Source organism: Allobosea sp. 10N428, from assembly GCF_056394545.1.
The window spans coordinates 1,371,417-1,396,851 of record NZ_JBFTIC010000001.1 but is presented as its reverse complement, the minus strand read 5'-3'; the positions used below and the strand labels follow the sequence as shown (position 1 = coordinate 1,396,851).

Here is a 25,435-nt window from a genome sequence, read left to right as displayed (position 1 = left end):
TTTTCGAGCCCTCATCCTTCGAGACGCCGCATCGCGGCCCCTCAGGATGACGGCTGAGTGTCATGGTGCCGTGGAGACTCCGCCCCAGGCCGGATCGTTCAAGATGTCGTCTGCATGTTCGCCGAGCCGCGGACTCGGCCGACTCGCCACCTGCCGCACACCGTTCATGACGATGGGCGAGGCGACGGTCGGAATGCTGCCCGTCTTGGCGGCTGCGCTCGGCAGCGCGACCTTGACGCCGCGTGCGATCACCTGCGGATCGTCGAAGACCTCGCCGATGTCGTTGATCGGCCCGGCGGGAACGCCGACCTTCTCCAGAGCCGCCAGCAGATCGGCCTTGCCGTAGCGCTGGCAGAGCGTGTGCAGCCGTGCGGTCAGCGCGACGCGGTTCTTCACCCGCGACTTGTTGTCGACATAGTCGGGGTCGTCGGCCAGCGCCGCATCGCCCAAAACGTCGCAGAGCTTGCGCCACTGGCCGTCATTGCCGGTGGCGATGATGATATGGCCGTCTGCGACCGGGAACACGTCGTAGGGCACGATGTTGGGGTGGGCGTTGCCGAGCCGCGGCGGCGGGCTGCCCGAGACCAGATAGTTCATCGCCTGGTTGCCGAGTACCGCGACCTGCGAGTCGAGCAAGGCGAGATCGAGCGTCGCGCCTTCGCCCGTCGTATCGCGCTGGCGCAGCGCGGAGAGGATGCCGACAGAGGCATAGAGCCCGGTATAGATGTCCGCGACCGCATAGCCCGCCTTCATCGGCGCGCCCGCAGGCTCGCCGGTGATCGACATCGCCCCGCCCATGCCCTGGACGAGGAAGTCGTAGCCGGCGCGCGGCGCATAAGGGCCGTCCTGCCCGAAGCCGGTGACCGAGCAATAGACGAGGCGCGGGAATTCCTTGCGCAGCGAGGCTGCGTCGAGCCCGTATTTCGAGAGGCCGCCGACCTTGAAGTTCTCGATCACCACATCGGCATGCGCGGCGAGCCGCCTGACCAGTGCCTGACCCTCCGGGGTGCGGAAATCGGCCGTGATCGAGCGCTTGCCGCGATTGGCCGCGTGGAAATAGGCGGCTGAGAGATGCTCTTCACCGGCGCCCTCGACGAAGGGCGGGCCCCATTTGCGGGTGTCGTCGCCCTCGGGCGCCTCGACCTTGACGACGTCGGCGCCGAGATCGGCCAGGAGCTGGCCGATCCAGGGGCCTGCGAGGATGCGCGCCAGTTCGAGGACGCGCAGGCCGGCGAGGGGAGGGGTCGTCATGGCGGGTTCGACTCGGGCGTCATGGTCGGGCTTGACCCGACCATCTCCGGGGAGGTTCGCGTGGGACGAGATGCCCGGGTCAAGCCCGGGCATGACGTCTGACGGCGCTCAGAAGAACGCCTGCAGGCCGGTGATGGCCCGGCCGAGGATCAGCGCATGGACGTCATGCGTGCCCTCATAGGTGTTCACCGTCTCGAGGTTCGCCGCGTGGCGCATCACCTGATACTCGATCTGGATGCCGTTGCCGCCATGCATGTCGCGGGCCTGGCGGGCGATATCGAGCGCCTTGCCGCAATTGTTGCGCTTGACGAGGCTGATCATCTCGGGGGCCATCTTGCCCTCGTCCATCAGCCGGCCGACGCGCAAGCTGCCCTGCAGGCCGAGCGTGATCTCGGTCAGCATGTCCGCGAGCTTCTTCTGATAGAGCTGCGTCTGGGCGAGCGGCTTGTTGAACTGCTTGCGGTCGAGCCCATACTGGCGGGCGCGGTGGAAGCAGTCCTCGGCGGCGCCGAGCACGCCCCAGGAGATGCCGTAGCGGGCGCGGTTGAGGCAGCCGAACGGGCCCTTCAGGCCCGAGACGTTCGGTAGCAGGTTCTCCTCCGGCACGATGACGCCGTCCATGACGACCTCGCCGGTGATCGAGGCGCGCAGCGAGAGCTTGCCGCCGATCTTCGGCGCAGAAAGGCCCTTCATGCCCTTTTCGAGGATGAAGCCGCGGATCTGGTTGTCATGCGCTGATGACTTCGCCCAGACGACGAAGACGTCGGCGATCGGCGAGTTCGAGATCCACATCTTCGAGCCGCTCAGCCTGTAGCCGTCGGCGACCTTCTCGGCGCGGGTCTTCATGCCGCCGGGGTCGGAGCCGGCATCCGGTTCGGTCAGGCCGAAGCAGCCGACCCACTCGCCGCTGGCGAGCTTCGGCAGGTATTTCTTGCGCTGCTCCTCGCTGCCATAGGCATAGATCGGGAACATCACCAGCGAGGACTGCACCGACATCATCGAGCGGTAGCCCGAGTCGATGCGCTCGACCTCGCGGGCGACGAGCCCGTAGGAGACGTAATTGGCGCCGGCGCAGCCATATTCCTCGGGGACGGTGACGCCGAGCAGGCCGAGCTCGCCCATCTCGTTGAAGATGGAACGGTCGGTCTTCTCGTCGAGATAGGCGTCGTGGATGCGCGGGGCGAGCTTCTCCTGCGCGTAAGCGCGGGCCGTGTCGCGGATCAGCCGCTCGTCCTCGGTGAGCTGCTCGTCGAGCAGGTAGGCATCGTCCCAGGTGAACTCAGCGAGTTTGTGGCTGCCGGCCATGGTCTTCGTCTCCCTCATCGTCTGGCCGTCATGGTCGGGCTTGACCCGACCATCTCGAAAACCAGCATCTTCTCGTCATGAGATTCTCGGGTCACCGCTATCAGGCACCCGAGAAGGACGGCTTATGCCTCACGCATCCACGTCGAAGCTGACGCCCTGCGCCAGCGGCAGCGTGGTGCCGTAGTTCACGGTGTTGGTGGCGCGGCGCATATAGGCCTTCCAGGCGTCGGAGCCCGCCTCGCGGCCGCCGCCAGTCTCCTTCTCGCCGCCGAACGCGCCGCCGATCTCGGCGCCGGACGGGCCGATATTGACGTTGGCGATGCCGCAGTCGGAACCCTCGTCCGAGACGAACAGCTCGGCCTCGCGCATGTTCAGCGTGAAGATCGAGGAGGACAGGCCGGCGCCGACGGCGTTCTGGATCGCGATGGCTTCGTCGATGGACTTGTACTTCATCACATACAGGATCGGCGCGAAGGTCTCGCGCTCGACCGGGCCGCACTGGCTGGGCATCTCGACCAGCGCCGGACGGACATAGAAGCCGCCTGCGCCGACATCGACCTTCTCGCCGCCATGGACCTTGCCGCCCTCTGCCTTAGCTTCGGAGAGCGCCTTCTGCATGCCCTGATAGGCGGCCTCGTCGACCAGCGGACCGACCAGCACGCCGGCCTCGCGCGGATCGCCGATCTTCACCGAGCCATAGACCTTGGCGAGCTTCGGCACGAGCGCGTCATAGACGCTTTCATGTACGATCAGGCGGCGCAGCGTGGTGCAGCGCTGGCCGGCGGTGCCCATCGCCGCGAAGGCAATGCCGCGCAGCGCGATGTCGAGATCGGCCGAGGGAGCGACGATCGCGGCGTTGTTGCCGCCGAGCTCCAGGATGGCGCGGGCGAAGCGAGCCGCCAGCTTCTGGCCGACTTCCTTGCCCATGCGGGTCGAGCCGGTGGCCGAGACGACCGGGACGCGATGGTCCTGGACCAGGATGTCGCCGAGTTCGCGGCCGCCGATCAGGATCTCCGAGAGGCCGACGGGGGCCTCGGGGCCGAAGCGCTTCATCGTCTTCTCGACGATGGCCTGCACGGCAAGCGCGGTCAGCGGGGTCTTCTCGGAAGGCTTCCAGACGACGCTGTCGCCGCAGACGAAGGCGAGTGCTGCGTTCCACGACCAGACCGCGACCGGGAAGTTGAAGGCCGAGATCACGCCGCAGACGCCGATCGGATGCCAGGTCTCCATCATCCGATGGTTCGGACGCTCGGTCGCGATGGTCAGGCCGTAGAGCTGGCGCGACAGGCCGACCGCGAAGTCGCAGATATCGATCATCTCCTGGACTTCGCCGAGGCCTTCGGAGGTGACCTTGCCGGCTTCCAGCGTCACCAGCAGGCCGAGATCGGCCTTGGCGGCGCGCAGTTCCTCGCCGAGCAGGCGGACGAACTCGCCGCGCCGCGGCGCCGGCACCTTGCGCCAGGCGAGATAAGCGGACTGCGCCCGGCCGATCGCGGCCTCTGCCTCGGCCGGCGAGGTCTCGCGCAGCGTCGCGACCTTCTCGCCGGTGATCGGTGAGCCGGCCGAGAGCCCGGTCTCGGCGAAGGCGCCATCGGTGACACCGAGGCGCTTGAGCAGGGCGAGGGTGTCGTTGGGGAGAGAGGTCATGTGTCTGCCTGTTCGCCGATGCCAGTGAACCACAGCCCTCATCCTGAGGAGCGCCGAAGGCGCGTCTCGAAGGATGGTCCAGTGAGCGGCGTCTTCTGGAGCATCCTTCGAGGCGCAGGCTCGCGCCCGCTCCTCGGGATGAGGGCTCGGGAGACCGTAGTCGCCCTTTGGTCGCGGAGAATGCCCTCTTTCCCATCGCCGGGGCAACCGATATGTTCTCACCACTTGGTGAGTTATTATCATGGATGATGGTCTGATCCCCGGCCGCCTTACGGTGCCTTCTCTGTCCGCGCTCGCAGCCTTCGAGGCGGCGGCCCGGCATGGCAGCTTCACCCGCGCGGCCGAGGAGCTGAATCTGACGCAGGGAGCCGTCAGCCGGCAGGTCGCCCATCTCGAAGGGGCGCTTGGCGTCAGCCTGTTCGAGCGCGTCAAGAAGCGCGTCAGCCTCACCGCCGCCGGCGCGGCCTATGCCGCGGAGGTGCGCGAGGGGCTGTCGCGGCTCGCCGCCGCCACCGTCTCGACCATGGCTTTTCGGGGCGCGGCCGGCGTGCTCAATCTCGCCATCCTCCCGACTTTCGGCACGCGCTGGCTGATTCCGCGCCTGCCGCGCTTTATCGAAGCCCATCCCGGCATCACCATCAATTTCGCCACCAAGCTCGTGCCCTTCGACTTCACGCGCGAGCCGCTCGATGCCGCCATCCATTTCGGCGACCCGGTCTGGCCCGGCGCCCGGCTTCACCGGCTGATGGGCGAGGAAATCGTGCCGGTGGCCTCGCCCGCCCTCGTCACCCGCTTCGGGCTGGCCACCGCCGCTGACATGCTCAAGGCGCCACTGCTGCAGCAATCGACGCGGCCGCGTGCCTGGGCCAACTGGCTTGAACAGCAGGGCCTGCCGCCGCAGCGCGCGCTGATGGGGCCGCGCTTCGAACAGTTCGCTATGGTCTCGCAAGCGGCCGTGGCGGGCCTGGGCCTCGCCATCGTGCCGCGTTTCCTGGTCGAAGAGGAGTTGCGCTCTGGCGCGCTCGTCATCCCGGTCGACCGCTCCCTGGTCGGGCAGGAAGGCTATTATCTCGTCTATCCCGAGGAGAAGGCGGGGCTGCCAGCGGTCGCCGCCTTCCGCGATTGGCTGCTGGCGGAGTGCGTGCCCGCGCCCTGACCCTCTCGACAAGCGGCTCCGGTCGCGTCATTCATGCGCGGAATTCACCAACCCGGCTCTTGAGCCGAACCGTCGCGCGAGGGCCGCCATGTCGTCCGTCTCCGAAACCGCCGATGTCGTGATTTGCGGAGGCGCCGCGATCGGCTCCTCCGTCGCCTATCATCTCGCCGCCGATCCCGGCTTCTCCGGCAAGGTCGTGGTGATCGAGAAGGATCCGACCTATCGCTTCTCCGCTTCGGCGCTCTCGGCCGCCTCGATCCGCCAGCAATTCTCCAGCGCGGTGAATATCCGCATCTCGCTCTTCGGCGTCGATTTCCTGCGCAATATCGGCGCACATCTCGCGGTTGATGGCGAAGTGCCGGCGATCGACCTGCATGAAGGCGGCTATCTCTATCTCGCGAGCGCGGCCGGCGCGCCGGTCCTTGCCGCCAACCAGAAGCTGCAGGCGGCTGAAGGCGCCGATATCGCCCTCTATGACCCGGCCGTGCTGAAGCAGCGCTTCCCCTGGCTCAACACCGAGGATCTCTCTTGCGGCACCTTCGGCGTCAGCGGCGAAGGCTGGTTCGACGGCTGGGCGCTGCTCCAGGCCTTCCGTAAGAAGGCGCGCAGCCTCGGCGTCGAGTACCGGCAGGGCGAGGTCGCGGGCTACGTTGCGGAGGGTGGCCGGGTGACCGCTGTCGAACTCGCCGATGGCAGCCGCATCGCCTGCGGCGCCGTAGTCAATGCCAGCGGCACCCATGGCGCGAAGCTCGCCGCCACCGCCGGCATTTCCATCCCGGTGAAGTCGATGAAGCGCTACGTCTTCACCTTCACCTGCAAGGGCGATGTCGATGGCTGCCCGCTGCTGATCGACACCACCGGCGCCTGGTGCCGGCAGGAGGGCAAGCGCACGGCGGAGGGCCAGCTCTTCATCGGCAGCTGTTCGCCGCTGACGCCCGAGCAGGATGTCGAATGGATCGAGACTGATCCTTCCGCCGAGGACGTCGATTGGGGCTTCTTCGAGGAGGTCGTCTGGCCCGCGCTCGCCCACCGCATCCCGGCCTTCGAGCAGATCAAGCCCGGCCGCGCCTGGGCCGGTCCTTACGACATGTGCGGGCTCGACCATAACGCCATCGTCGGCCCGGCGGTCGGGGTGCCCAATCTGTATCTCGCCAATGGCTTCTCGGGCCACGGCCTGCAGCAGTCGCCGGCGGTTGGCCGTGGGCTCGCCGAGCATGTCGCGCATGGCCGCTATCGCTCGCTCGACCTTGCCGATCTCGGCCACGAGCGCATCGTTGCGGGAAGGCCGCTCAAGGAGGCCAACGTCATCTGACGAGGAGGCCCCACCATGGTCGATCCCGCCTATGTCCAGACCATGGCCCGCTACAACGCCTGGCAGAACCGCAGCCTGATGGAGGCGGCGGACGGGCTGACAGACGAGGCGCGCAAGCTCGATCGCGGCGCCTTCTTCAAGTCGATCCACGGCACCTTCAACCATATTCTCTGGGGTGACGAGATCTGGCTCAGCCGTCTCACGGGCAGCGAGAAGCCGTCAGTCGGCGGCCGCGATTCGGCTGTTTATTTCGAGGACTGGGCGCAGTTCTGCGCGCGCCGCCGCTTGCGCGACCAAGCCATTCTCGACTGGGCGGAGAGCGTCGAGGCGGATTGGCTGCGCGGCACGCTGATCTGGTATTCCGGCGCAGCCGGCCGCGAGATGGGCAAGCCTCGCGCCTTCCTGATCGCCAATCTCTTCAACCATCAGACTCACCATCGCGGCCAAATCCACGCCATGCTCACGGCGGCCGGTGCGAGGCCCGACGATACCGATCTCTTCCTGGTTGATGAGCCGCGGTGAGGGCAACCGCCGTCATGCTCGGGCTCGCCCCGAGCATCTCCTGCCGAAAGAAGCTCCAGTGCTCTTCCTGTCGGAGATTCTCGGGTCACCGCTTCGCGGCGCCCGAGAATGACGCGAGGCGACCGCTTATCCTTCGCCTGCGACGGAGGAGGGTGTGCCCGCATGTCCCTTTGGTCCCCTGCCTTTCGCGCCTTCCTCATCCTCTTCATGCTCCGGCGGAACCGACGCCGTCGCGTTCTGGCTGAGCTTCTGGAAGAGGCCGAGACCCACCAGCGCCAGCACTGCCAGCAACATCAGGAGGCCGGGATAGACGAGGTCTCGCATCGTCTCGCGCGAGGTCTTGGCGATCAGCACCAAAGACTCCAGCGAGAGCGCCACGATCATGATCGACATGAACTTGGTCAGCGATCCCCGTGCCTCGGCGGGCCGGCGCATCTCCCGATCGGCCACCACCTCTTCCTCGAACAGGAACTTGCCGACATCGGCGACAGCCACCGCGATGATCACCAGGCCGATCGCGTCGAGCATCGTGTCGAGCGCGCCGTCGCCGGTCCAGAAGCCGTGCGACGTCCGCCAGACCGCGACGCCGATCAGGATGATCGAGGCGCCGAGCAGCGCGAAGGCGATGATGGTGTAGAGCAGCCGGCTGAACAGCGTCATGTCTCCCCCCAATCCGCTTGCTGGCGACAACCACCGTCGAGGCGGCCGGTTCCGTTCCTGTGCCTCCGGGGCCGCCGCGGGCGCATCGAAGGCTTGCATGGCGGCTCCCGCGGCAATGCGATTGCCGGCTACCCAGTTCCATGGTCCAAGCGCTGAGTTCCGCGGAGCGCTGAGCCATGCCCGAGACGACCACCCTCGTGACCTTCGCCCTGATCGCGCTGGGCATGGTGCTGACGCCCGGACCCAACATGATCTACCTGATCTCGCGCTCGATCGCGCAGGGCCGGGGGGCGGGGCTGATCTCGCTCGGCGGCGTCATCCTCGGCTTCTTCGTCTACATGTTCTGCGCCGCCTTCGGCATCACGGCGCTGCTCTTCGCCGTGCCCTATGCCTATGACGCGCTCAGGCTCGGCGGTGCTGCCTATCTGCTCTGGCTGGCCTGGCAGGCGGTGCGGCCGGGCGGGCGCTCGCCCTTTCACATCCGCGACCTGCCCCATGACGGGCCGCGCAAGCTTTTCGCCATGGGCTTCCTGACCAGCCTCCTCAATCCCAAGATCGCGATGTTCTATCTCGCGCTGCTGCCGCAGTTCATCGACCCGGCCGCCGGCGATGTGCTGGCCCAGTCGGTCGTGCTCGGCTTTGTCCAGATCGCGATCAGCGGCAGCGTCAACGCCCTGATCGCGACGGCGGCGGGCAGCATCGCGCTCTTCCTGCGCACGCGTCCGTTCTGGTCGCTGGTCCAGCGCTGGCTGATGGGCACCGTGCTCGCCGGCTTCGCCTTGCGCATGGCGATGGAAGCGCGGCGCTAGCAATCGTCAATGTCAGCCCTCGAAACCGCGACGGACGCGCCTCCGCCTTCCCTGCCGGCCCTGTTCACCGGCTTTCTCAAGATCGGGATGATGGGTTTCGGCGGCGTCGGCCCCGTGGCGCGCCATATCATCGTCGCCGAGCGCAACTGGCTCGACGATCGCGGCTATGCCGAGCTGATGGGCATCTGCCAGGCGCTGCCGGGCGCAAATACCGTCAACGCCGCCGTCATGCTCGGAGACCGCTTTCGTGGCGCGGCCGGTGCTTTGACCTGCGTCTTCGCCCTGATGGCGATGCCGCTGCTCGCGCTCGTTGCGATCGCGAACATCTATAACGCGGTTTCCGACCATCCGCTGGCGCAGGTCGCGCTGACGGGGGCTGCTGCCAGCGCAGCCGGGCTGATCCTCGGCACGGCCGCACGGCTGCTCGCAAAGGCCGGGCTTGCTCGCTGGGCCTGGATCATGGCCATGGCCGCTTTCGCGGCGGTTGGCGTGCTGCGGCTGCCCATGCTGCCGACCCTGCTGGTGCTCGTGCCGCTCGGCCTGGCCGCCGCCTCTCTGGGAGCGCGGCGGGTCTGATGGAGCGCGGCATCTTCGGCCAGTTGATCGTCACCTTCGGCACGATCTCGCTGATGGCGATTGGCGGCGCCAACGCCGTGGTGCCGGAGGTCCACCGCCAGATCGTCGACATTCTCGGCTGGATGGACGCGCCGACCTTCGCCCGCCTCTTCGCCATCGCCCAGACCGCGCCGGGGCCGAACGTGATGCTCGCCAGCATTGTCGGCTGGCATGTCGCCGGGACGGGTGGCCTGCTCGTCGCCACCGCGGCGATGCTGCTGCCGTCCTCCGTGCTGGCGCTCGCCTGCAGCCGTGGCCTGCAACGCTTCAGCGACAACAGCATCGTTCGGATCGTGACGCTCGCGCTGGTGCCGATCGCGCTCGGCCTGATGCTCGCGAGCGGTGCCGTCGCGACGCTGGCAGCCGACGCCGGGTTTTTCGGCTTCGTGATCACGGCTGCAACGGCCGCGGTGACCTATCGCTCGAAGCTCAATCCGCTCGTGCCGATGGCGGCGGGCACCGTCGTCTATGTCCTAGCCTGGTACGCCGGCCTCGTCTGACGTTCCGGCTGGGCGGCCGCGAGGTTGATCGCTCCCGGCTCGGCCGCAGGGAGGCGATTTGCCGTCAGGGCTTCGCCGATTTCCGTGAGAACAGCACCAAGTGCCTCGAAATCAGCCTTGCGGGGTGAGGTTCGGCGCCAGGCGAGGCCGATCGAGCGGCTCGGCGCCGGTGCGGCGAAGCGGAAGAGCCGCACCGGCATGTCCGGTCTGAATTCGATCGGCAGCGCCATCGCAGGCATCAGCGTGGTGCCGAAGCCGTTGGCGACCATCTGCATGATCGTGGAGAGACTGGAGGCGCCATATTGCCGACGCGAGCCGCCCGCGGTGGTGCGGCAGAAGCTGAGCGCCTGGTCACGCAGGCAATGGCCTTCCTCGAGCAGCAGCAGATTCTCGCCCGCGAACGGAGCGTCGGGCCGGAAGGGCGGGGCATTGTGTTGCGTTTCGGCGGGGACGGCGAGCAGGAAAGGGTCGTCGAACAGCGGCAGGGTCTCGATTCCCGCGCGTTCGATCGGCAATGACAGCAGGGCGACGTCGAGTTGCCCTTCGATCAGTTCCTCCAGCAGCGTCGCGGTCTGCGTCTCTCGCAGCCTCAAATCCAGCGCCGGGAAGCGCCGCTGCAGCAGCGGCAGGGTCGTCGGCAGCAGATAGGGCGCGATCGAGGGAATGACGCCCAGGTCCAGCTCGCCGCCAAGGAGGCCGCGACGGTGGCGGGCGTGGTCGACGAGATCGCTGGTCTCCAGGAGGATGCGGCGGCCGCGCTCGGCGATCTCGGCGCCCATCTCGGTCAAGGCGACTGCGCCGCGCCGTCGCTCGACCAGCTGGCAGCCCAGAAAGGCCTCGAACTCCTGGATCTGCAGTGACAAGGCGGGCTGGCTGACATGGCATTCTTGCGCGGCGCGGCCGAAATGACGGTGCCGGGCGAGGGCGACGAAATAGCGGAGCTGCTTCAGCGTGACCATGTCGATTTGATAAACTTATCGTGCCCTGCCGTAAACGGTATTGGACATTGTCGTCACATGGCGCTGTTACTTCCTCCAATTCCAAACCGGCCGTGCCCGTCACGCGGGCGGTCGACCGTTCAGGAGGGAATGAGCCATGTCAGCCAACGATCCGAAGAACCCGCAGACCGGCGTCGCGATGACGACCACGGCCGGAGCGCCGATCCCGGACAACCAAAATTCGATCACTGCCGGCGAGCGCGGCCCGGTCCTCCTGCAGGATTATCAGCTGATCGAGAAGCTGGCTCACCAGAACCGCGAGCGCATTCCCGAGCGCGTCGTCCACGCCAAGGGCTGGGGCGCGCATGGCACGCTGAGAATCACCGGCGACATTTCGAAATACACCAAGGCCAAGGCGCTCCAGCCCGGCACCGAGACCCCGCTGATCCTGCGCTTCTCGACGGTGGCGGGTGAAATGGGCGCCGCCGACGCCGAGCGCGACGTGCGCGGTTTCGCCATCAAGTTCTACACCCCGGAAGGCAACTGGGATCTCGTAGGCAACAATACACCGGTCTTCTTCGTGCGTGATCCGGTGAAGTTCCCCGACTTCATCCACACCCAGAAGCGCCATCCCAAAACCAATATGCGCTCGCCCACCGCTATGTGGGATTTCTGGTCGCTCTCGCCGGAAAGCCTGCATCAGGTCACCATCCTGATGTCGGATCGCGGCCTGCCGACCGATGTTCGCCACATCAATGGCTACGGCTCGCACACCTATTCCTTCTGGAACGACAATGGTGAGCGCTACTGGGTGAAGTTCCACTTCAAGACCATGCAGGGCCACAAGCACTGGACCAATGAGGAAGCGGAGAAGGTCATCGGCAGGACGCGTGAGTCCACGCAGGAAGACCTGTTCAATGCGCTGGAGCGCGGGGAGTTCCCGAAGTGGAAGGTCCAGGTCCAGATCATGCCCGAGCTGGACGCCGAGAAGACCCCCTACAACCCCTTCGACCTCACCAAGGTCTGGCCGCATGCGGATTATCCGCCGATCGACATCGGCGTGATGGAGCTCAACCGCAACGCGGAGAACTATTTCGCCGAGATCGAGAACGCCGCCTTCTCGCCGTCGAACATCGTGCCTGGCATCAGCTATTCGCCTGACAAGATGCTGCAGGCCCGCATCTTCTCCTATGCCGACGCCCATCGCCACCGGCTCGGCACGCATTACGAGAACATCCCGGTCAACCAGCCGAAATGCCCGGTGCACCACTATCACCGCGACGGCCAGATGAACACCTATGGCGGCATCCGCACCGGTCATCCGAACGCCTATTACGAGCCCAATTCCTTCAACGGCCCCGTCGAGCAGCCCTCGGCCAAGGAGCCGCCGCTGAAGATCTCGGGCGATGCCGATCGCTACAACCACCGCATCGGCAATGACGACTACGGCCAGCCGCGCGCGCTGTTCAATCTGTTCGATGCCGGCCAGAGGGAGCGCCTCTTCTCCAACATCGCCGCGGCGATGGGGGGCATCCCGCAGGAGATCGAGGAGCGCCAACTGGCGCATTTCGACAAGGTCCACCCGGATTACGGCAACGGTGTGCGCCGCGCTCTCGCCAAATCCGACGGCCGGGCCCGGCCGGCGATCTCGGTGACCGAGAACACGCCGCAGGAAGCGGCCGAGTGATCGGCTGATCCTCTGCGAGATAGGAAAAGGCCCGCCTGCCTCGCAGGCGGGCCTTTTTTATTAGGCGGCACGGCCTCACGTCCAATGTGGGGGAATGGCATTTCGGCCGCCCGGCCTGTAGCGTCCGGGGAGGGCGGCGGAGCGAAGGGCCAACTCCGTGAACACAGAGCAAAACGTTCTGCGCGTCTCGATCGCCGTCACCTTCCTCCTCGCAGCGGCGGGCATTGCCTTCGGCCTCCTCTCCGGCTCCTTCGCGATCGTCTTCGACGGCGTCTACGCTCTGACGGACGCGACCATGACGATCGTCGCGCTGCTGGTCGCCAATCTGATCACGTCCTCGACGGCTGACGGCGCTGTCGGCGGCAGGCTGGTCAAGCACTTCACCATGGGCTTCTGGCACCTGGAGCCAATGGTCCTCGGCCTCAACGGCATCCTCCTGACGGGAGCAGGGATCTATGCGCTGATCAACGCGATCGGCAGCATCATGGCCGGTGGGCGGCATCTCGCCTTCGATTACGCCATCGTCTATGCGGTGCTGACGATGTTGATCGCCTTCGCCATGGCGGTTTACGGCAAGCGGGCCAACCGGGACCTCCATTCGAACTTCGTCGCGCTGGATGCCAAGGCATGGGCGATGTCGGGCGGCCTCAGTGGCGCGCTGCTCGTCGCCTTCGTCTTCGGTTACGCGATCCAGGGGACGCGGTTCGCCTGGATGCTGCCCTATGTCGATCCGGTCGCGCTCGCGCTGGTCTGCATCGTCGTGATCCCCATGCCGATCGGAACGATCAAGCAGGCCCTCGCCGACATTCTGCTGGTAACGCCGGCCGATCTGAAGCGCCATGCCGACAGCGTCGCGGAGGACATCGTCCGTCGCTACGGCTTTGCCACCTACCGCTCCTATGTCGCGCGGGTCGGCCGCGGACGGCAGATCGAGCTCTATTTCATCGTGCCCAAGGACGGGCCGGCGAAGAAGCTGGAGGAATGGGACCGGATCCGCGATGAGATCGGCGAGGCGATCGGGGACGATACGCCTGACCGCTGGCTCACCATCGTTTTCACCACAGATCCCGAATGGGCCGATTGAGCCCGTCTCGGCGGCGCCCGGCTGGCATGCGCGCGGTGAATGGGATCTCCGCTGCGGTTTGCCGTTGCCGCGAAAGGCCCAGCCTATAAGCTGACCGGCATTGTCCCATCCGGAACGAATGCGAGTGAGCCGATGAGCGCTTTGACCCCCGAGGAGCAGAAGGTCACGGAGTGGCTGGCGAGCCGCAAGGAAGGCATGGTCGCGCTGTTGCGCGAACTGGTCGATACCGACTCGGGCTCCTACGACAAGGCCGGCGTCGACCGGGCAGGAGAGGTCGTCGCGCGCTTCCACAAGGCGAACGGGCTCGACGTCGAGGCTTTGCCGGACGCCCGCTTCGGCGATGCCGTCAAGGCGCGCCTGCGCAATCCGACAGCCAATGACCAGCGACCCGTGCTGCTGCTCGGCCATCGCGATACCGTCTTCCCGCAGGGCGAACCGACGCGCAGGCCGTTCACGATCAAGGGCGCGCGCGCCTATGGGCCGGGCGTCGCCGACATGAAGGGCGGCATCGTGATCTCGGCCTTCGTCGCCGCGGCGTTTTCAGAATGCGGCGGCCTGGCCTCGCCGCTCATGATGCTGACGACCAGCGACGAGGAGATCGGCTCGCCGTCCTCCCGGCCGGTGATCGAGGAAGCGGCGCGCGAGTCGCGCTGCGTCTTCAATGCCGAGCCCAGCCGGCTGCCTGCCGGAACCGATTTCGCCAGGGACCACAAGCAGTCGGTCACCAGCGGCCGCAAGGGCGGCGTCTTCATGCGCGCCGAATTCACCGGCAAACCCGCCCATTCCGGCGCGAATTACGAGAAGGGCGCCTCGGCCATCGTCGATCTCGGCCACAAGATCCCGCAACTCCAGGGCCTCACCGATCTGGAGAAGGGCGTCACCGTCAATGTCGGGCTGATCGGCGGTGGCCAGACCGTCAACACCATCGCCCCGCACGCCTGGTGCGAGATCGATCTGCGCTATGTCACCGCTGCCCAGCGCGACGAGATGGTCGGCAAGATCAAGGCGATCGTCGAGGCGCCGCAGGTGCCGGGCACCAGCGCCGTGCTCTCGATCAAGGGCGAGTTCCTGCCGCTGGAGCGTTCATCGGAATCGGCCGCGCTTTACGACGTCTATCGCGAGGCCGCGGGCGCTTTCGGCATCGGGGTGACCGCGGAATTCACCGGCGGTTGCGCCGATTCAGGCTTCACCGCCGCGCAGGGCACTCCGACCTTGTGCAGCGTCGGGCCGATCGGCGGCATGGCCCATACGCCGGACGAGTTCCTGGAGGTCGAGAGCCTGGTCCCGGCGGCGCAGGTGCTGGCGCTTGCCGTGATGCGCGCTGCCGCGAAGGTCGGCTGAGAGCGGTTCAGCGGCAGAGCAGATCGATCTTGCGGCTGAGCGAAGGCTCGTCCTCGCTCAGCCGGTCGGTCAGCACATGCAGCCAGTTGAAGCCGACCCAGAGCTCGAGCCGGTCGTCGATCTCCTCAGGCGCGAACTCGCCGCGCTCGGCGGCGCGCACGAACATCTGCCGTGGCGCCGCCAGCCTCTCCGGCATGAACTTGAAGCGCAGCGCGGCGAGCGCGCTTTCGCTGCTCTGAGCCTCGGCGATCAAACCCCGGAAGACGCGCCCCGCCGTATCCTCGCGCCAGAACCGCCAGAGATCCCTGGTGTAGCGCAGAAGGTCGGCGCGCAATGAGCCCTCGTCGGGCACGGGGATCGCGGCGTCCTTTTCCGCGCCGTAGACGTCAATGAACAGATCGGCCTTGTTCGGCCACCAGCGGTAGATCGTCGGCTTGCCGGCGCCGGCACGGCGGGCGACCTCCTCGATCGAGAAGCCGGCATAGCCCTTCTCCGCCAGCAGATCCCGCGCTGCCGCCTTCACGGCCGCCTCCGTCTCGGGGCTGCGCCGCGCGCCGATCGAGGCACGCCGCTTCACGTGCGGTTCCATTGCAATCCCGTCCTTGTCGCTTCGCGGTCTCTCCTTGACATAACGAAACGGACCGTTTAGATCAACCAATCGAAACGGTCCGTTTCGTTATGAATAAGGCCATCACATGGGCACGCCTTCTTCCTTCTCGCGCCTTGCGGCACGCCTGCGCTTCCTGGCGGTTGCGACTGCCGGCGCCTATGGCGCCATCAATCTCCTGCTGGCTTTGCTCGCGCCGCTGACGCAGGGGTGGCCGACGCTTGGCGTCACGGCCCTGGCCGTGCCGCCGATGGTGCTGGCGATGGTCTACGGTGTGATCCCGATCGCGTTCCGTTTCGGTTCGCCCCGCTGAAGCATGGCTCAGAACGCCTCTTCCCAGTCTCGGCTGAGGCGCATCGCGCAGTTGATCAGCCCGACCATCGAATAGGTCTGCGGGAAATTGCCCCAGAGCTCGCCGGTTTCGAGGTCGGCATCCTCCGAAAGCAGGCCGAAGCTGTTGCGCCGCTTCAGGATGCGCTCGAACAGCTCCTTGGCCTCCTCGCTGCGCCCGATCGCATTCAGCGCATCGACATACCAGAAAGCGCAGATCAGGAAGCCGGTGTGCATGTAGCCGAAATCGTCCTGTACCGCGTAGCGCAGCAGCAGGTCGCCGCGCTTCAGGTCGCGGCCAATCGCCTCGACGGTGGCAATGAAGCGGGCGTCATCCGGCTTGACGAAGCCGATCTCGGCGAGGAGCAGCAGCGTCGCGTCGAGTTCCTGACCGTCGAAGGTCGAGACGAAATGACCTTTCTCGCCGTTCCAGATCTGCTCGGCGATGATGGTTTTGAGCCGCTTCGCCTCGCCCTTCCAGTATTCCTTGCGATCGGCGCGCCCGAGCGTGCCGGCGATGCGGGCGAGCCTGTCGCAGGCCGCCCAGCACATCACGCTGGAGAAGGAGTGCACGGCTTCCTTCTCGCGCAGCTCCCAGGGGCCGGCATCGGGCTTGTCGAACACGGAGATCGCCAGCTCGCCCATCCGTTCGAGCTGGCTGAACAGCGTATCCTTGCCGGGCTGGATCAGGCGACGGTCGAAGAAGGAATGCGTCGCCGCCAGCACAACCGCGCCGTAGCCGTCGTTCTGGATCTGCACCGCCGCGCCGTTGCCGAAGCGCACCGGCTGGTGCCCGCGATAGCCTGAAAGGTTCGTGGCCTCGAACTCGATCAGCGTGCCGCCGCGCGTGATCGGGTAGAGCGGCGGCAGGTGCTCGGCGCCGCTCTCCGAGAAGGTGTCGACGATATTGGTGATGAAGCCGAGATAATCCTCCATCGTCCGCGTCGTGCCGAGCCGGTTCAGCGCATGGACGACGAAATAGGCGTCGCGCAGCCAGCAATAGCGATAGTCCCAGTTACGTTGCGTGCCAGGCGCCTCCGGAATCGAGGTGGTCAGTGCCGCGACGATGGCCCCGGTCTCCTCGAAGGAGCAGAGCTTGAGCGTGATCGCCGCGCGGATCACCTCTTTCTGGTACTCGAACGGGATCGAGAGCGAGCGCACCCAGTCGCGCCAGTAATCGGTCGTCTTGTCGAGGAATTCGCGTGATGCTGTTTCGATTTCCGCGCGCAGCGCCTCGTCCGAGCCAATGACGAAGGAATAGGTCTGATCCACGGCGAAGGGCGTGCTCTCCATCACATAGGAGATCGGCGCATTCGTCGTCAGCCGGATCGTCTGGTCGGCGCCAACGAAGCGCATATGGTTGGAGCCGCGGGTGATCTCGTCGGGCTCTTCTCCGATGCCGAGGCAGGGCTTGAGCAGTACGCGGATGCGCGGACGGCCCGAGATGCGGCGCACGCGGCGCACGAGCTGCGGCGGACGGAAAAAGCGCTCGTAGCGCACGAAGCGCGGCGCAAAATCGAGGATCTCGATGGCGTTGCCCTGATCGTCCGACAGCACGGAGGAGAGGATCGCGGTGTTGTCGAGATAGCCCTGCTCGCAGCGCGTCATGCCGACGAGCTCGATGGCGAAGAAGCCCTTGTCGAGCTCATCATTGCCGTCATCGGCCTTGTTGTTGATCAGCGAGCAGAACACCGGATCGCGGTCGAAACGCGGGAAGCAGCCCCAGACGATGCGGGCGCGTCGGTCGATGAGCGCGGCGATCGAGCAATTGCCGATCACGCCGAGGTCGAGCGAGGCGGAGTGCTGCCCCGCAGCCGTGGTCGTTGCGCTCATGGCTAGGCCCTTAGTTCTGGGAAAAACTGGAGGCGGTCAGGCCGCCATTCTCGGCGGCTTCGAGCAGGATATGCCGCAAGGCGGTCGGCGAGGCGAGGCGGATCGTCGCCAGGCTCTCTCGATCCGCGCCGATCCGGATCGAAAGCCCACCCATGGCGTTGACGGTCTCGAAGCCATCCTCGTCGGTGATGTCGTCGCCGATGAAGACGGGGCGGTGGCCGGCATAGGCCGGCGTGGCCATCAGCCAGGCGATGGCGCTGCCCTTGCTCGCGCCTGCCGGAACCAGCTCAGCGACGGACTTGCCCTCCTGGAGGCGCACGCCGGGCCCAAGCTTCGCAGCGGCCTTTCGCATCAGATCCAGCGCCTCGTCCTTGAGCTCGGGCGCAAGCCGCCAGTGCAGCGCTGCCGAAATCCGCTTGTCCTCGACGATGATGCCGACATGGCTATTGGCGAAACGCACGAGGTCACGCACCGCCTCCCGCATGTGTTCGGGGGGGGCGGATTGGGAGCGGAGCTCGCCCCCCATCCGAATCTGGGCGCCGTGCAACCCGGCGATGTCGAAGCGGTAAGGTGCCAGCATCTCGTCGAGAAAGGCGATCGGGCGCCCCGAGACCAGGGCCAGCGCGCCGCCAAGCTGGCTGCGCAGGCTTTCCAGCGCCGGGGCGACGCGCCGGTCGAGCTGGACATCCTCGGGGGAGGGCGCGATCTCGACCAGTGTTCCGTCGAAATCCAGGAACAGCGCGATCTGCTCCGCCTTCGTAGCGATATCACGGGTGCTGTGGACAGTTTCCGGTTCGATCAATGTCGTCATCGCTTTCTATTTGGGCAGGGAAGACGGCAGAAGAACGGCTGTCCTCGCTGGCAATCCTTTCTCATGGCCGGCGGGCGGCTACCAGCGCGGAAAAATCGTCATCGGGGTTGTCTCATTTTACTGTTCGCCCGATAGTGGCGATCACGATTTCATCGCAGCACCGCCACCGCTTCGCCATGCGGCCAGCCCTGCACCCCGGAAACATTACGCTTGCCTGAGCGTTCTGTTCCTGCCGCCGATGGCAAAAATCGGGCGGCCCTCCTGGAGAAATTCGTCGCTATGCGTCTCATTGTCGTTTCGAACCGCGTCACCATCCCCGATCGTCAGGAAAAGGCGACGGCGGGCGGGCTGGCGGTGGCGCTGCGCGAGGCGCTCGAGCAGCATGGTGGCCTCTGGTTCGGCTGGAGCGGCGGCGTCAGCGACGCGGCGGTCCATGACGTCCGGCAGATCCAGCGCGGCAACGTGACCTATGCCGTGACCGACCTCAGCGAGGCCGAGCGGCAGAGCTACTATCTCGGCTTTTCGAACCGGGCTCTCTGGCCTCTGATGCATTACCGGCTCGGGCTGACCGATTTCCAGCGCAGCGATTATATGGGCTATCTCGGCGTCAATCGCCGCTTCGCCCGGGCGCTGGCGAGTCTCATCCAGCCCGACGACGTCATCTGGATCCACGATTATCATCTGATCCCGCTGGCGGCGGAACTGCGCCGGCGCGGTGTGACCAACCGCATCGGCTATTTCCACCATATCCCGTGGCCCTCGGCCGATGTGATCGGGGCCTTGCCGTTCAGCGGGACACTGATCCGCACCATCGCCGCCTATGATCTGGTCGGGATGCAGACGGAGCTCGATGTCCGCAACCTGATCGGCGGGCTGGAGGCGCTGTGCGGCGGGCGCCGCGACGGGCAGCGCGTGCGCGTCGGTACGCGCGAGACTGAGGTGCAAGCCTTCCCGATCGGCATCGACGTCGAGGGGTTCCGCCGCCTCGCCACGGCCTCGACGCGTCAGGCGCCGACACCGCTGCGGGCCACGCGGGAATCGCTCGGTGAGCGCAAGCTCGTCGTTGGCGTCGATCGGCTCGACTATTCGAAGGGCATCGTGCAGCGTCTCGAGGCGTTCGGAGAGTTCCTGCGCAGCCATCCCGAGCATCGCGGCAAGGTGAGCCTCCTGCAGATCGCCCCGCCTTCGCGCAGCGACGTGCCCGAATATGCCGAGCTGGACCGCCTTTCCGACGAGGTTGCGGGCAGGCTGAACGCCCAGCTCGGCGAGTTCGACTGGACGCCGATCCGGGTGGTGAAAAAGGCATATTCCCGCAATGCGCTCGCCGGCTTCTATCGCCGCGCGGAGGTTGGGCTCGTCACCCCGATGCGGGACGGGATGAACCTCGTCGCCAAGGAATATGTCGCGGCCCAGAATCCCGCGGATCCGGGTGTCCTCGTCCTCTCGCGCTTCGCCGGCGCCGCCCAGCAGATGCGCGAGGCGCTGATCGTCAATCCCTATGATGCCCATGAGGTGGCGGACGCGATCCGCACCGCGCTCGCTATGCCTAAGACCGAGCGCATCCGCCGCTTCGAGGCGCTTTACACTACGATCGCCGCTGCGGACATCGATTGGTGGACGCAGCGATATCTCGACGCATTGACGGGCCGTGCTGGCGTGCCGGGCGTGGAAGCCGAGCGCGAGAAACCGAGGACCGGGACCCGGCGCCCTGCGCGGACCGCCGTCATCACGAAGCGGCCGTCCCAGGATGGCAAGAGCCGCAAGGTCTCGAAAGAATCACCGCGGAAGCCGGAGGCCCTCGCGGCGTCTCATCTGGCGGTGGTTCGACCATGAGACCTTGGCTCAATCGCGACGAAGACGGTCGAAATCTTGGGGGGATGTTCCAAGGCCTGTTCACAGCCCTTGCCGAATAAGGTCTTTGGTCGCTAGAAGGCAGCATGGCCGGGTTGGGCGACTCGGGTCGGACAGGCATCGTATCGTCGATGGCTGAGGAGGCGGGCGGAGGGCTGAGATCGATGCGAGGTGCTCTCGGAGGACCGGGCGTTCTGTTGCGCCGCCTCCGCGAGGTCATGGCCGCATCGATCAGCCCGCAGGAGCGGCTCGATCGGCTCGTCGTCCTGATCGCCGGCAACCTCGTCGCGGAGGTCTGCTCCGTCTACGTTCTGCGCGAGGACGGCTCGCTCGAGCTTTACGCCACCGAGGGCCTCAACCGGGAGGCGGTTCACCTCACGACCATGCGCGCGGGCGAAGGCCTCGTCGGTCTGATCGCGAGCGAGGCTGAGCCGTTGGCGCTTTCGGATGCGCAGGCGCATCCCTCCTTCTCCTACCGGCCCGAGACGGGCGAAGAGGTTTATCGCTCCTTCCTCGGCGTGCCGATCCTGCGTGGCGGCGCCGTGATGGGCGTGCTCGTCATCCAGAACCGCGCCTCGCGCATCTATTCCGAAGAGGAGGTCGAGAGCCTCCAGACCACCGCCATGCTGATGGCGGAGATGATCGCGGCCGGCGGGTTGAAGTCGCTGGCAGCGCCCGGGGCCTCCATCGGTCTCGACCGGCCGATCCACAGTGTCGGCGTGATCCTGGCTGACGGCGTCGGGCTTGGCCATGCGGTGCTGCATGAGCCCCGCGTCGCCATCAGCAACCTCATTGCCGAGAATCCGGCTGCGGAGGTCGGCCGCCTCGAAGCCGCGATCGGCGAGATGCGCGCATCGATCGACGAACTGATCGAGCGGGGCGACGTCGCTCACACCGGCGAGCATCGCGACGTTCTCGAAACCTTCCGCATGTTCGCCCATGACCAGGGCTGGCTGCGCCGGATGCGCGAAGTCGTGATGACCGGTCTGACTGCCGAGGCGGCAGTGGAGCGCGTCCAGTCCGACACCCGCGCGAAGATGCTGCGCCAGACCGACCCCTATCTGCGGGAACGGCTGCATGACCTGGACGATCTCGCCAACCGGCTGCTGCGCACCCTGCTGGGCAAGGCCAATGGCGTTGCGCATGAGCAATTGCCCGAGAACGCGATCCTCGTCGCGCGCTCCATGGGGCCGGCCGCTCTGCTCGACTATGAGCGCGCGCATCTGCGCGGCCTCGTCCTGGAAGAAGGCGGCCCGACCAGTCACATCGCCATCGTTGCCCGCGCGCTCGGCATTCCCGCAGTCGGAGAGGTCGCGAATGCGACTGCGCTCGTCCAGGCGGGAGACGCCATCATCGTCGACGGCCAGGCGGGCGAGGTGCAGATCCGCCCGCAGCCGGATGTCGAGAACGCCTACAAGGACAAGGCCCGGCTGCGTGCCCGCAAGCAGAAGCAGTACGAGAAGCTCAAGGAGCTGCCGGCGGCGACCAGGGATGGCGTCGCGATCACGCTGCAGATCAATGCCGGCCTGATCGTCGACATGCCGAATATCGAGGCGACGGCGGCGTCCGGCATCGGCCTGTTCCGCACCGAGCTCCAGTTCATGGTGGCACAGCATATGCCGACCACCGCCGAGCAGCAGGCGCTCTATACGGCGGTGCTGGATGCGGCTGGCGAGCGCTCCGTGACCTTCCGCACGCTCGATATCGGCGGCGACAAGGTGTTGCCCTATATGGAGCGGGTCGAGGAGGAGAATCCGGCGCTCGGCTGGCGGGCGATTCGCATCGGGCTCGACAAGCCCCGCCTGCTCAGGGCGCAGTTGCGCGCGATGCTGCGTGCCGGAGCCGGGCGCGATCTCAAGATCATGCTGCCGATGGTCGCGACGACGGACGAGTTCCGCCGCGCCCGCATGATCATCCGCCGCGAGCAGGCAATGCTGGAGAAACAGGGCGTCGCTCCGCCGCATGATCTGCGCGTCGGGGTGATGGTGGAAGTGCCTTCGCTTCTGTTCGAGCTGCCGGAAATCGCCCGCGAGGCCGATTTCCTCTCGATCGGCACGAACGACCTGATGCAGTTCCTCTTTGCCGCCGACCGCGAGAACAAACGCGTGGCGGATCGCTTCGATCCGCTCGGTGTCGGAGCCTTGAGGGCGCTGCGCCGGATCATCGATGCGGCGTCGGAAACCGACTGCCCGGTGACGGTCTGCGGCGAGATGGGTGGCAAGCCGCTCGAGACGATGGCCTTGATCGGTCTGGGTTATCGCGGTTTCTCGATGTCGGCCGCCTCGGTCGGCCCGGTCAAGGCGATGCTGCGTGCGCTCGACGTCCGCAAGCTCCGCGAACGCATGGACTGGATGCTCGCCTCGCCGGAAGGAGCCGCCAGCCTGCGCCCGCACCTCGCCGCCTTCGCGGCTGAATTCAAGGTCCCGGTCTAGCGACGCTCGCTCGCACACCCGGCCTTCTCGTCATTCGCAGAGTTATCCAATGTCCCTTCAGCTTCCTCAGGATCGTCTCGACACCATCGTGGCGCGTCATGCCGCCACGATGGACGAGATCAACCATGCGAGCGATCCGGTCCGAACCGTCGAACTGGCGAAGGAACTCTCGGAGCTCGATCCCGTCGTTGCAGCGATCGCGTCCTGGCGCCAGGCTCAGGTCTCGCTGGAGGAGGCGGAGGGCCTGATCGCAGATCCCGCTACCGACCCGGAATTCCGCGATCTCGCCTATGAGGAGCGCGATGCCGCCCGCGCCGAGATCGAAGTGCGTGGCCGCGAGATCCTGATCGCGCTGCTGCCGAAGGACGCCGCCGACGAGCGCGGCGTCATCATTGAAATCCGGGCGGGAACCGGGGGGGACGAAGCTTCGCTCTTCGCCGGTGATCTGCTGCGCATGTATCAGCGCTATGCCGCCCAGAAGGGCTGGAGCGTCGACATGCTTTCGGAAAGCGAGGGAACCGTCGGCGGCTACAAGGAAGCCATCGCCGAGATCAACGGCCGCGGCGTCTATGCCCGGCTCAAATTCGAATCCGGCGTTCACCGTGTCCAGCGCGTGCCGGATACCGAGGCGAGCGGGCGCATCCATACCTCCGCTGCAACGGTCGCGACCCTGCCGCTCGCGAGTGATGTCGACGTCGTGCTGAACGATGGCGATATCCGGGTCGACACGCTGCGCTCCGGCGGCGCCGGGGGGCAGCACGTCAACAAGACGGAATCGGCGGTGCGCCTCACCCATATTCCGACAAATACGGTCGTGCTGGTTCAGGACGAGCGCTCTCAGCACAAGAACAAGGCCAGGGCCTATGAACTGCTGCGCGCCAAGCTCTACGACATGGAGCGCCTGCGCATCGATGCCGAGCGCTCGGCGGACCGGCGTTCGCAGGTCGGCTCGGGCGATCGCTCGGAGCGCATCCGCACCTATAATTTCCCGCAAGGTCGCGTCACCGACCATCGGATCAACTTGACGCTCTATAAGCTCGACGAAATGATGCAGGGCTTGGTGCTCGACGAGATCGTCGATGCCCTGACCGCCGAGCATCAGGCAAAGCTCCTGGCAGAGGAAGGAGCGGCGTAAGCCCGTGGCGATGAAACCAAATCGCCCCCTCCACGTTGGTGATGTGTTGACACCAGCAAAGGGGGGATCCTCCCATGATCAAGACGATGTCCACGGTAGCGATGGCCGGCCTGATGGCGCTGGCGATGAGCGGAGCCTCGCAGGCGCAGGAGAAGGCGCTTCGGAAAGTCACCTCCGGTCCGCCGGCGGCCTTGCAGGGGGCAATGACCCAGTCGCAGGCGCGCAAGGCTTGCCAGATGGAGATGAAGGGGGCGCGCGAGAGCAAGGCCTCGATCAATACCAAGATGAAGCTGTGCATCGACCAGAAGATGCAGGGCAACAGCTGATCGACCGCGCGAACCCGAGCGCTTCGGCGATCGATTGGTCAGGGGAGGGCGCCGTGCCGACCGTCAGGGAAGCGCGGCGTTTCCTTGCGCGGCGCCTGATCCAGTCTGGTTCTCCGAGTGCAGGGCTCGACGCCCGCCTCCTTGTCGAGGGAAGCCTGGGAGTCGAGAATCCGGATCCCGACATGGCTTTCCCGCCGCAGGCGCTTGCCAGGCTGCGCGACTTTGCGCTGCGGCGGATATCGGGCGAGCCTGTCTGGCGCATTCTCGGCGAACGCGAATTCTGGGGCCTCGCATTTCGGCTGTCGCCCGCCACACTGGAGCCGCGGCCGGACAGCGAGACCATCGTCGAAGCCGCCTTGAGGGAACTGGCCGATCGCCGGGGCGAGGCCCTGAAGCTGCTCGATCTCGGAACCGGCACCGGCTGCTTGCTGATCGCGCTGCTGAGCGAGCTGCCGCTGGCGACGGGCATCGGGATCGATCTGTCGGAAGAGGCTATCCTCACGGCGGCCGGCAACGCCGAGCTGAACGGAGTGGCCGCGCGTGCGAGCTTCCGGCGAGGCAACTGGACGGAAGGGCTGGGCGGCCGCTTCGACATGATCCTGTCCAACCCGCCCTATATCCCCTCGTCAGAGATCGCCGGCCTGTCCGTCGAGGTGCGAGAGCATGACCCGTTGTTGGCGCTCGATGGCGGTGAAGACGGGCTCGGGCCCTATCGCATCCTTGCTCGGTCCTTGCCCGCTTTGCTGGCACCCGGCGGCCTGGTCGTCTTTGAAATCGGTGCCGGGCAGGGCCCCGACGTCATCGCGCTGATGCGCGCCGGTGGGCTTGAATTCCGCGGCAGCCGGAACGATCTGGGAGGGCATGAGCGGGCGCTGATCTTCGCGCTCGCCTGAAATGCACGGGCTTTTGGTTGATTTCGCTTGGAGAAGCAGTCAAAAGCCGCTATGCAGCATTCAGCCGAAGCTGGTGGCGTCAGAGCCGGGCCTCAGGGCAGTTTCCGTTTTTGCAGGATTTGCTCGAGTTCGGCATCGTTTGCAGGCATGTTCCTGAGGCGATGCAGCTGACAAGCCGGGTGGAGCCCCGAAGGCGCGTGGCGCCGATCGGCTCATGGGGTTGAGGCCCCTTTTGGGGCGGAGCCCCGTTTTGGAAAAGAGCGCGTGAAGACCAGAAACGGCGTATCGCCCCTTCGGGTCAACTCAGTCCGGCACAGCGTCGCAACCCGCTGTGTGTCGCAACGCGTATGACGGCACCACGGTTGCTTTGAGCACAGAAGCGCGAGACAG

23 protein-coding genes are annotated in these 25,435 nt (G+C 66.3%); 15 read left to right on the top strand and 8 right to left on the bottom strand.

Annotation, left to right across the window (positions count from 1 at the left end; all coding sequences use genetic code 11):
- Positions 1 to 60: 60 nt before the first annotated feature.
- The 3 genes from AC1DDA_RS06435 to amaB form a co-directional block, all read right to left on the bottom strand.
- Entirely contained in the window at positions 61 to 1,251 is a 1,191-nt protein-coding gene (locus AC1DDA_RS06435) for a CaiB/BaiF CoA transferase family protein (protein ID WP_476795091.1), read from the bottom strand.
- Positions 1,252 to 1,359: 108 nt separating this feature from the next.
- Positions 1,360 to 2,556: an acyl-CoA dehydrogenase gene (locus tag AC1DDA_RS06430; RefSeq protein ID WP_476795090.1), complete on the bottom strand. Its 1,197-nt coding sequence runs from the start codon at positions 2,554 to 2,556 to the stop codon at positions 1,360 to 1,362.
- Between the two features lie 129 nt (positions 2,557 to 2,685).
- Entirely contained in the window at positions 2,686 to 4,203 is a 1,518-nt protein-coding gene (gene amaB / locus AC1DDA_RS06425) for an L-piperidine-6-carboxylate dehydrogenase (RefSeq protein ID WP_476795089.1), read from the bottom strand.
- Between the two features lie 241 nt (positions 4,204 to 4,444).
- Between amaB and AC1DDA_RS06420 the strand changes: the two genes are divergently transcribed.
- From AC1DDA_RS06420 to AC1DDA_RS06410, 3 genes are all read left to right on the top strand, one after another.
- Entirely contained in the window at positions 4,445 to 5,359 is a 915-nt protein-coding gene (locus AC1DDA_RS06420; protein WP_476795088.1) for a LysR family transcriptional regulator, read from the top strand.
- Positions 5,360 to 5,447: 88 nt separating this feature from the next.
- The gene (locus AC1DDA_RS06415; RefSeq protein ID WP_476795087.1) at positions 5,448 to 6,671 is read left to right on the top strand and encodes an NAD(P)/FAD-dependent oxidoreductase; all 1,224 of its coding nucleotides are present in this window, start codon (positions 5,448 to 5,450) and stop codon (positions 6,669 to 6,671) included.
- A 15-nt stretch (positions 6,672 to 6,686) separates the two neighbouring features.
- Complete coding sequence (locus tag AC1DDA_RS06410; RefSeq protein ID WP_476795086.1) at positions 6,687 to 7,193, top strand: DinB family protein; 507 nt, start codon at positions 6,687 to 6,689, stop codon at positions 7,191 to 7,193.
- A 126-nt stretch (positions 7,194 to 7,319) separates the two neighbouring features.
- Here AC1DDA_RS06410 and AC1DDA_RS06405 read toward each other — a convergent pair whose 3' ends face one another.
- On the bottom strand, positions 7,320 to 7,853 hold the full coding sequence (locus AC1DDA_RS06405) for a GNAT family acetyltransferase (protein ID WP_476795085.1): 534 nt from the start codon (positions 7,851 to 7,853) through the stop codon (positions 7,320 to 7,322).
- Positions 7,854 to 8,029: 176 nt separating this feature from the next.
- Between AC1DDA_RS06405 and AC1DDA_RS06400 the strand changes: the two genes are divergently transcribed.
- Genes AC1DDA_RS06400 through AC1DDA_RS06390 form a run of 3 tightly spaced genes read left to right on the top strand, consistent with a single transcriptional unit; the run spans position 8,030 to position 9,777 of the window.
- Positions 8,030 to 8,662: a LysE family translocator gene (locus AC1DDA_RS06400; protein WP_476795084.1), complete on the top strand. Its 633-nt coding sequence runs from the start codon at positions 8,030 to 8,032 to the stop codon at positions 8,660 to 8,662.
- A gap of 9 nt (positions 8,663 to 8,671) precedes the next feature.
- Positions 8,672 to 9,238 carry a chromate transporter gene (locus tag AC1DDA_RS06395; RefSeq protein ID WP_441510744.1) on the top strand — a complete coding sequence of 189 codons (567 nt, stop codon included), beginning with the start codon at positions 8,672 to 8,674 and terminating at the stop codon, positions 9,236 to 9,238.
- Positions 9,238 to 9,777 (top strand): chromate transporter, encoded by a 540-nt coding sequence (locus tag AC1DDA_RS06390; protein WP_476795083.1) that lies wholly within the window; start codon positions 9,238 to 9,240, stop codon positions 9,775 to 9,777. The genes AC1DDA_RS06395 and AC1DDA_RS06390 overlap by 1 nt, the downstream gene beginning before the upstream one ends.
- On the opposite strand, the gene AC1DDA_RS06385 is transcribed toward AC1DDA_RS06390, so the two are convergent.
- Positions 9,744 to 10,736: a hydrogen peroxide-inducible genes activator gene (locus AC1DDA_RS06385; RefSeq protein WP_476795082.1), complete on the bottom strand. Its 993-nt coding sequence runs from the start codon at positions 10,734 to 10,736 to the stop codon at positions 9,744 to 9,746. The genes AC1DDA_RS06390 and AC1DDA_RS06385 overlap by 34 nt on opposite strands.
- A gap of 178 nt (positions 10,737 to 10,914) precedes the next feature.
- Here AC1DDA_RS06385 and katA point away from each other — a divergent pair, with 178 nt between their 5' ends.
- The 3 genes from katA to AC1DDA_RS06370 all read left to right on the top strand — a co-directional run bounded on the left by katA (position 10,915) and on the right by AC1DDA_RS06370 (position 14,827).
- The gene (gene katA / locus AC1DDA_RS06380; RefSeq protein WP_476795134.1) at positions 10,915 to 12,402 is read left to right on the top strand and encodes a catalase KatA; all 1,488 of its coding nucleotides are present in this window, start codon (positions 10,915 to 10,917) and stop codon (positions 12,400 to 12,402) included.
- Positions 12,403 to 12,559: 157 nt separating this feature from the next.
- Positions 12,560 to 13,486 (top strand): cation diffusion facilitator family transporter, encoded by a 927-nt coding sequence (locus tag AC1DDA_RS06375; protein ID WP_476795081.1) that lies wholly within the window; start codon positions 12,560 to 12,562, stop codon positions 13,484 to 13,486.
- A gap of 132 nt (positions 13,487 to 13,618) precedes the next feature.
- A complete protein-coding gene (locus tag AC1DDA_RS06370) occupies positions 13,619 to 14,827 on the top strand; it encodes a M20 family metallopeptidase (protein WP_476795080.1) in 1,209 nt (402 codons plus the stop codon).
- A 7-nt stretch (positions 14,828 to 14,834) separates the two neighbouring features.
- Here AC1DDA_RS06370 and AC1DDA_RS06365 read toward each other — a convergent pair whose 3' ends face one another.
- The gene (locus AC1DDA_RS06365) at positions 14,835 to 15,416 is read right to left on the bottom strand and encodes a TetR/AcrR family transcriptional regulator (RefSeq protein WP_476795079.1); all 582 of its coding nucleotides are present in this window, start codon (positions 15,414 to 15,416) and stop codon (positions 14,835 to 14,837) included.
- Between the two features lie 106 nt (positions 15,417 to 15,522).
- Here AC1DDA_RS06365 and AC1DDA_RS06360 point away from each other — a divergent pair, with 106 nt between their 5' ends.
- The gene (locus AC1DDA_RS06360) at positions 15,523 to 15,747 is read left to right on the top strand and encodes a hypothetical protein (protein ID WP_441510750.1); all 225 of its coding nucleotides are present in this window, start codon (positions 15,523 to 15,525) and stop codon (positions 15,745 to 15,747) included.
- 8 nt (positions 15,748 to 15,755) lie between these two features.
- Here the strand turns inward: AC1DDA_RS06360 and AC1DDA_RS06355 are convergent, their stop codons facing one another.
- Complete coding sequence (locus tag AC1DDA_RS06355) at positions 15,756 to 17,597, bottom strand: glycoside hydrolase family 15 protein (protein ID WP_476795078.1); 1,842 nt, start codon at positions 17,595 to 17,597, stop codon at positions 15,756 to 15,758.
- A 10-nt stretch (positions 17,598 to 17,607) separates the two neighbouring features.
- Positions 17,608 to 18,408, bottom strand: a complete 801-nt coding sequence (gene otsB / locus AC1DDA_RS06350; protein WP_476795077.1) for a trehalose-phosphatase — start codon at positions 18,406 to 18,408, stop codon at positions 17,608 to 17,610.
- A 279-nt stretch (positions 18,409 to 18,687) separates the two neighbouring features.
- Here otsB and otsA point away from each other — a divergent pair, with 279 nt between their 5' ends.
- The 5 genes from otsA (at position 18,688) to prmC (ending at position 25,045) form a co-directional block, all read left to right on the top strand.
- Entirely contained in the window at positions 18,688 to 20,241 is a 1,554-nt protein-coding gene (otsA, locus tag AC1DDA_RS06345) for an alpha,alpha-trehalose-phosphate synthase (UDP-forming) (RefSeq protein ID WP_476795076.1), read from the top strand.
- 182 nt (positions 20,242 to 20,423) lie between these two features.
- On the top strand, positions 20,424 to 22,691 hold the full coding sequence (gene ptsP, locus AC1DDA_RS06340) for a phosphoenolpyruvate--protein phosphotransferase (protein ID WP_441510754.1): 2,268 nt from the start codon (positions 20,424 to 20,426) through the stop codon (positions 22,689 to 22,691).
- Between the two features lie 49 nt (positions 22,692 to 22,740).
- Positions 22,741 to 23,826, top strand: a complete 1,086-nt coding sequence (prfA, locus tag AC1DDA_RS06335) for a peptide chain release factor 1 (protein ID WP_476795075.1) — start codon at positions 22,741 to 22,743, stop codon at positions 23,824 to 23,826.
- Between the two features lie 74 nt (positions 23,827 to 23,900).
- A complete protein-coding gene (locus AC1DDA_RS06330) occupies positions 23,901 to 24,152 on the top strand; it encodes a hypothetical protein (RefSeq protein ID WP_476795074.1) in 252 nt (83 codons plus the stop codon).
- 53 nt (positions 24,153 to 24,205) lie between these two features.
- Positions 24,206 to 25,045 carry a peptide chain release factor N(5)-glutamine methyltransferase gene (prmC, locus tag AC1DDA_RS06325; protein WP_476795073.1) on the top strand — a complete coding sequence of 280 codons (840 nt, stop codon included), beginning with the start codon at positions 24,206 to 24,208 and terminating at the stop codon, positions 25,043 to 25,045.
- Positions 25,046 to 25,435 lie beyond the last annotated feature (390 nt).

Coding starts and splice junctions, on each gene's coding strand:
- AC1DDA_RS06435 (WP_476795091.1), bottom strand. CDS start 1,251: ATGACGACCCCTCCCCTCGCCGGCCTGCGCGTCCTCGAACTGGCGCGC.
- AC1DDA_RS06430 (WP_476795090.1), bottom strand. CDS start 2,556: ATGGCCGGCAGCCACAAACTCGCTGAGTTCACCTGGGACGATGCCTAC.
- amaB (WP_476795089.1), bottom strand. CDS start 4,203: ATGACCTCTCTCCCCAACGACACCCTCGCCCTGCTCAAGCGCCTCGGT.
- AC1DDA_RS06420 (WP_476795088.1), top strand. CDS start 4,445: ATGGATGATGGTCTGATCCCCGGCCGCCTTACGGTGCCTTCTCTGTCC.
- AC1DDA_RS06415 (WP_476795087.1), top strand. CDS start 5,448: ATGTCGTCCGTCTCCGAAACCGCCGATGTCGTGATTTGCGGAGGCGCC.
- AC1DDA_RS06410 (WP_476795086.1), top strand. CDS start 6,687: ATGGTCGATCCCGCCTATGTCCAGACCATGGCCCGCTACAACGCCTGG.
- AC1DDA_RS06405 (WP_476795085.1), bottom strand. CDS start 7,853: ATGACGCTGTTCAGCCGGCTGCTCTACACCATCATCGCCTTCGCGCTG.
- AC1DDA_RS06400 (WP_476795084.1), top strand. CDS start 8,030: ATGCCCGAGACGACCACCCTCGTGACCTTCGCCCTGATCGCGCTGGGC.
- AC1DDA_RS06395 (WP_441510744.1), top strand. CDS start 8,672: ATGTCAGCCCTCGAAACCGCGACGGACGCGCCTCCGCCTTCCCTGCCG.
- AC1DDA_RS06390 (WP_476795083.1), top strand. CDS start 9,238: ATGGAGCGCGGCATCTTCGGCCAGTTGATCGTCACCTTCGGCACGATC.
- AC1DDA_RS06385 (WP_476795082.1), bottom strand. CDS start 10,736: ATGGTCACGCTGAAGCAGCTCCGCTATTTCGTCGCCCTCGCCCGGCAC.
- katA (WP_476795134.1), top strand. CDS start 10,915: ATGACGACCACGGCCGGAGCGCCGATCCCGGACAACCAAAATTCGATC.
- AC1DDA_RS06370 (WP_476795080.1), top strand. CDS start 13,619: ATGAGCGCTTTGACCCCCGAGGAGCAGAAGGTCACGGAGTGGCTGGCG.
- AC1DDA_RS06365 (WP_476795079.1), bottom strand. CDS start 15,416: ATGGAACCGCACGTGAAGCGGCGTGCCTCGATCGGCGCGCGGCGCAGC.
- AC1DDA_RS06360 (WP_441510750.1), top strand. CDS start 15,523: ATGGGCACGCCTTCTTCCTTCTCGCGCCTTGCGGCACGCCTGCGCTTC.
- AC1DDA_RS06355 (WP_476795078.1), bottom strand. CDS start 17,597: ATGAGCGCAACGACCACGGCTGCGGGGCAGCACTCCGCCTCGCTCGAC.
- otsB (WP_476795077.1), bottom strand. CDS start 18,408: ATGACGACATTGATCGAACCGGAAACTGTCCACAGCACCCGTGATATC.
- otsA (WP_476795076.1), top strand. CDS start 18,688: ATGCGTCTCATTGTCGTTTCGAACCGCGTCACCATCCCCGATCGTCAG.
- ptsP (WP_441510754.1), top strand. CDS start 20,424: ATGCGAGGTGCTCTCGGAGGACCGGGCGTTCTGTTGCGCCGCCTCCGC.
- prfA (WP_476795075.1), top strand. CDS start 22,741: ATGTCCCTTCAGCTTCCTCAGGATCGTCTCGACACCATCGTGGCGCGT.
- AC1DDA_RS06330 (WP_476795074.1), top strand. CDS start 23,901: ATGATCAAGACGATGTCCACGGTAGCGATGGCCGGCCTGATGGCGCTG.